We start from the raw sequence: 5,773 nt of genomic DNA, 5'->3' as shown, positions 1-5,773 counted from the left end.
CTTCCAGATGAGCTGCAAACTTATAGCTATTGGGATTCCATGCAGTCCGCCAACGCTCCGGCACTACCAGCTCATCATTCAAATATACCTTGACATATCCCGCATAATAAAGAATAAACTTAAATTCTCCCGTTTGAGCCGGCTCTATCTCTCCTTCATAGATGACGTTAGCCCCCATTAACGGCAGTTTCTTCGGAAGATTTTCAATCGTTTTCAGATTCTCGAAATAAATGGAGTCTTCACGGCGGACCAGCGTTTCTCCCTTTTTCGGCAGATAAGTACCGGTAAGCGCTCCTTCCCGGCCTGTCCGATCATAAAGTTTAAAGACACGGTTCAACTGAGAATAATCATTCGGATTACCAAAACGGCACAACGAATAACTATCCAACAGTATACCATAATTTTTATTCGAAACAACAAACGGAACGGATACTTTCGTATTGTATTGGAACAACTCTTCGTTCTTACCCTTATAATTAAACTCATCCGACTGATGCTGTCCCAATCCATAGAACGCTTCATCTTCGGGAGATTCAAAAACCTGACAGATCGTATATCCTTTCGTTCCTTCCACTTCTATAGGAGTAAACTTTTTCCCTCCTCCTTTATTCTCTTGCAAGATTAGCTTTCCGTCTTTATCCGCAAACCACACTTCTCCGGTACCAGCCAATACGGATGCTTTCACTTCTTCAGTAGACACTGTTATCGTATCGCCACTTTGCATGATGGCAAAAGATGTTTGCTTCTTCTGCGGAACAACAATCAGACTTTGCGGATCGGCAAACTTGCTGTCGGCGGTAGCAGAGACACGAATCAACTTATCTCCCATCACCTGAAAGCGTACCAGACGAGGACCTCCTGTTTTTTCCTGTTGTATTTTAACTATTACTCCATCACTGGTCTTTTCGTAGACCTTATTGGAACATGCTCCGAAAAGAAGTCCCGGCAACAAGCAATAGAAAATGTTTTTCATATTCATAACTATATCTCCTTGGGGTTTAACAATCTATTTTCTCATATCGCAAAAGTAAGTATTATAAATGAAAATCCTCTCCTGAATGTATACATAATGACCAAACGGATCAATAGTTTAGTTCTTCTCCTTCACATTCTTCACGGATGGTAACCTACTGTTTGATAGGTGTTTTCTGTGAACAAATAAAGAAAAGTCTTTTCTTCACGCCCTTCACGCCTTCACAATCCCCACAGTTTGCACTTTCACAGCCCGTAACCTTCGCATCGGCATTGTCAATCTTTGCCAATTGAACAGCTTGCATTTGAGAAGCCGACTGGAGTTGTCTACCTAGTCGACTATTGTTGTCCACTCAGCCGACTATAGTCAGCCAGGCAGACAACTATAGTCGGCGATTAATAAATTTTCAAAAACCTCTATGGCATGCCCGTATACGAATGGACACCGGAAAAAGAAACGATCAGTTGCACCATGCATACATACTGGCTGGCATACTGATACATGAGCGTATTGATTCATTATTAAAGAATTATTTCTTTAATTCCTTGCTCAATCAATCTATTTCCCCTATTTTTGCAGTCTGTAAGAGGTGTAAAACGTCGAAATTTTAGTTCTAACAATTAAATAATTTAAATTCAATCATTTATGTGGTTAAGTAATTCATCTGTAGGAAGGAAAGTGGTGATGAGCGTTACCGGTATCGCCCTTATCCTGTTTCTGACATTTCACATGGCGATGAACCTTGTTGCATTGGTTTCGGCCAATGGCTATAACATGGTTTGTGAGTTCCTGGGAGCAAACTGGTATGCATTGGTGGCTACCGTAGGTTTGGCTGCCTTGTTCATTCTCCACATCGTCTACGCTTTCTGGCTGACTATGCAGAACCGCAAGGCACGCGGTACTGAGCGTTATGCCGTAGTAGACAAACCGAAAAATGTGGAATGGGCGTCTCAAAACATGCTCGTACTGGGTATTGTGGTAATCGCAGGTCTCGGCTTGCACCTGATTAACTTCTGGGCCAAGATGCAGCTTCCCGAGCTGATGCACAACATGGGCGCACATGCCGACATGCTCACGCTGGCTTATGCCGCCAACGGCGCTTATCACATCCAGAACACCTTCTCCAACCCGGTATTCGTAGTACTTTACCTCATCTGGCTGGGTGCGTTGTGGTTCCACCTGACTCACGGTTTCTGGAGCTCCATGCAGTCTTTGGGCTGGAACAACAAGGTATGGATCAACCGTTGGAAATGTATCTCCAACATCTATTCTACGATTGTTGTTGTGTGCTTCGCGCTGGTAGTTGTCGTATTCTTCATCAAATCAATCATTTAAAAAGTTAACAAGACACAAGGAGACAAGTCAACAAGAAAGAGCGACTGACACTTCGCAGCCTCGTAGCCTTGTCAACTCGTCAACTTGTCAACTAAAACCATTAGCATTATGACTAAGATAGATTCTAAAATACCGGAAGGACCGGTGGCTGAGAAATGGACCAACTATAAAGCTCACCAAAAATTAGTAAACCCTGCCAACAAACGTCGCTTGGATATCATCGTAGTGGGAACCGGACTTGCCGGTGCCAGTGCTGCCGCCTCTCTCGGCGAAATGGGTTTCAGAGTGTTCAACTTCTGCATTCAGGACTCTCCGCGCCGCGCGCACTCCATCGCCGCGCAGGGTGGTATCAATGCTGCAAAGAATTACCAAAACGACGGTGACTCCGTTTACCGCCTGTTCTACGATACAGTAAAGGGTGGCGACTACCGTGCCCGCGAAGCCAACGTTTACCGTCTTGCCGAGGTTTCCAACAACATCATCGACCAGTGTGTGGCACAGGGTGTTCCCTTCGCACGCGAATACGGCGGCTTGCTCGACAACCGTTCTTTCGGTGGCGCACAGGTGTCACGTACTTTCTACGCCAAAGGCCAGACCGGACAGCAGTTGCTGCTGGGCGCATATTCCGCACTGAGCCGCCAGGTGAACGTAGGTACGGTGAAACTGTATACCCGCTATGAAATGGAAGACGTTGTCATCATCGACGGACGCGCACGCGGTATCATCGCCAAGAACCTCGTAACAGGAAAGCTGGAACGTTTTGCCGCCCATGCAGTGGTTATCGCTACCGGCGGTTACGGTAACGCATACTTCCTCTCTACCAACGCAATGGCATGTAACTGCTCTGCAGCAATGGCATGCTACCGCAAAGGTGCCTGGTTTGCAAACCCCGCTTACGTGCAGATTCACCCCACTTGTATCCCCGTTCACGGCGACAAGCAGTCCAAGCTGACTTTGATGTCCGAATCTCTGCGTAACGACGGACGTATCTGGGTTCCGAAGAAACTGGAAGATGCCAAGAAGTTGCAGGAAGGCACGCTGCAAGGAAAAGACATCCCCGAAGAAGACCGCGACTACTACTTGGAACGCCGCTATCCGGCATTCGGTAACCTCGTTCCGCGCGATGTTGCCAGCCGTGCCGCCAAAGAACGTTGCGACAAGGGTTATGGCGTGAACAACACCGGTCTTGCCGTATTCCTCGACTTCGGCGACGCCATCAACCGCCTGGGTGTCGATGTGGTTCGCCAACGTTATGGCAACCTCTTCGACATGTACGAGGAAATCACGGACGTAAACCCCGAACACAACCCGATGATGATTTATCCGGCTATCCACTACACCATGGGTGGTATCTGGGTAGACTACGAACTGATGACTTCCATCAAGGGTCTGTTTGCCATCGGCGAATGTAACTTCTCCGACCACGGTGCAAACCGCCTCGGTGCTTCCGCATTGATGCAGGGTCTGGCAGACGGTTACTTCGTATTGCCTTACACTATCCAAAACTATCTGGCAGACCAGATTACCGTTCCCCGCTTCTCTACCGACCTGCCCGAGTTCGCTGCCGCAGAAAAGGCTATCCAGGACAAGATTGACTGGATGATGAACATCAAGGGTAAGAAGTCCGTAGACTCCATCCACAAGGAACTGGGTCACGTGATGTGGGAATACGTCGGTATGGGACGTACTGCCGAAGGCTTGAAGGAAGGCTTGAAGAGACTGAAAGAAATCCGCAAGGAGTTCGAAAAGGAACTGTTCATCCCCGGCGACAAGGAAGGCATGAACGTAGAGCTTGACAAGGCCATCCGTCTGTACGACTTCATCACTATGGGCGAGCTGGTTGCTTACGATGCGCTGAACCGTAACGAAAGCTGCGGCGGCCACTTCCGCGAAGAGTACCAGACCGAAGAAGGCGAAGCCAAACGCGATGACGAGAACTTCTTCTATGTGGCTTGCTGGGAATACCAGGGTTCTGACGAAAAGGAACCGGTATTGCTGAAAGAGCCGCTGGTTTATGAAGCAATCAAGGTACAGACTCGTAACTATAAATCATAAATTAGTTAACAAGGAGACAAGTTCACAAGGCAACAAGGGAGATAGTCGAGAACTACAAGGAAATGAATACTCATAAAGATTTAATCGTTTGGCAGAAAAGTATGCAACTGGTTAAAGACTTATATCAGGCTACCAAATTCTTTCCGAAGGAAGAGATTTACGGCATCACCTCTCAAATGAGAAGAGCTGCAGTTTCTATCCCTTCCAATATAGCGGAAGGATATGGGAAAGCCTACAATAAAGAAATTATTCATTTCTTATATATATCATTAGGGTCTGCATCAGAATTGGAAACCCAGCTTATTATCTGCAAAGACATCAACTATCTTTCGGATGAAAAGTTTGAAGGATTGAACAGACTGAACAATGAAATAATACGAATGTTGTCATCGCTCATAAACAAGCGAAGCATTCTCTCTTGTTAACTAAAACCTTGTCAACTCGTCACCTATAAAAATAAAAAGAAAATGGATAAAAATATATCATTTACGCTCAAGGTATGGCGCCAGAAGGGTCCGAAAGCAAAAGGCGCTTTTGAAACATACCAAATGAAAGATATCCCGGGCGATACTTCATTCCTCGAAATGCTGGATATCCTGAACGAACAACTGATTTCCGAAGGTAAAGAACCGGTTGTATTCGACCATGACTGCCGCGAGGGTATCTGCGGTATGTGTTCGCTCTACATCAACGGACATCCGCACGGTCCGGCAACAGGCGCCACTACCTGCCAGATTTATATGCGCCGCTTCAACGATGGTGACACCATCACCGTAGAACCGTGGCGTTCCGCCGGCTTCCCGGTTATCAAAGACTTGATGGTAGACCGTACGGCATACGACAAAATCATGCAGGCAGGCGGTTACGTCAGCGTGCGTACAGGTGCTCCCCAGGATGCCAATGCCATCCTCATTCCGAAGCCCATCGCCGACGAAGCCATGGATGCTGCCAGCTGTATCGGTTGCGGCGCCTGTGTGGCTGCTTGCAAAAACGGTTCTGCCATGCTGTTCGTTTCCGCCAAGGTAAGCCAGCTGAACTTGCTGCCTCAGGGCAAACCGGAAGCATTGCGCCGTGCCAAAGCCATGTTGAGCAAGATGGACGAACTTGGTTTCGGTAACTGTACAAACACCCGTGCTTGTGAAGCCGAATGTCCGAAGAACGTATCTATCAGCAACATCGCACGCCTGAACCGCGACTTCATCATGGCGAAGCTGAAAGACTGACACTGTATTTGATTAATATCACAAAGAACTCTTCTGCAGGGCAACCGGCGGAGGAGTTCTTTTTTTATAGCCCGTAAACAGCGGAAAACGGAAGGGAAGACCTTACCGCGAAGCACGGCTCTTTCATTTAAATAACGTCAGTTCGATATAATTCAGAACAATGACGGAACACTATCCATCTTTTCGC

The 5,773-nt window shown here is 47.1% G+C and carries 4 protein-coding genes and 1 pseudogene; 4 read left to right on the top strand and 1 reads right to left on the bottom strand.

What is annotated here, in order from left to right; translation table 11 throughout:
- Positions 1-985 (bottom strand): annotated as a pseudogene (locus QZ327_RS13785) (alpha-glucosidase domain-containing protein); the annotation flags it as partial.
- A 633-nt stretch (positions 986-1,618) separates the two neighbouring features.
- Between QZ327_RS13785 and QZ327_RS13780 the strand changes: the two are divergent.
- The 4 genes from QZ327_RS13780 to QZ327_RS13765 all read left to right on the top strand — a co-directional run bounded on the left by QZ327_RS13780 (position 1,619) and on the right by QZ327_RS13765 (position 5,586).
- Positions 1,619-2,308: a succinate dehydrogenase/fumarate reductase cytochrome b subunit gene (locus QZ327_RS13780; RefSeq protein WP_294620231.1), complete on the top strand. Its 690-nt coding sequence runs from the start codon at positions 1,619-1,621 to the stop codon at positions 2,306-2,308.
- A gap of 108 nt (positions 2,309-2,416) precedes the next feature.
- Complete coding sequence (locus QZ327_RS13775) at positions 2,417-4,363, top strand: fumarate reductase/succinate dehydrogenase flavoprotein subunit (protein ID WP_294620229.1); 1,947 nt, start codon at positions 2,417-2,419, stop codon at positions 4,361-4,363.
- Positions 4,364-4,425: 62 nt separating this feature from the next.
- Entirely contained in the window at positions 4,426-4,788 is a 363-nt protein-coding gene (locus tag QZ327_RS13770; RefSeq protein ID WP_294620227.1) for a four helix bundle protein, read from the top strand.
- A gap of 42 nt (positions 4,789-4,830) precedes the next feature.
- Positions 4,831-5,586 (top strand): succinate dehydrogenase/fumarate reductase iron-sulfur subunit, encoded by a 756-nt coding sequence (locus tag QZ327_RS13765; RefSeq protein ID WP_294620225.1) that lies wholly within the window; start codon positions 4,831-4,833, stop codon positions 5,584-5,586.
- Positions 5,587-5,773: the final 187 nt, after the last annotated feature.

The organism is uncultured Bacteroides sp. (genome assembly GCF_910578895.1).
Classification (GTDB): domain Bacteria; phylum Bacteroidota; class Bacteroidia; order Bacteroidales; family Bacteroidaceae; genus Bacteroides.
Note: the sequence above shows the minus strand (reverse complement) of the source record. Positions and strands in the feature narration are given on the sequence as shown.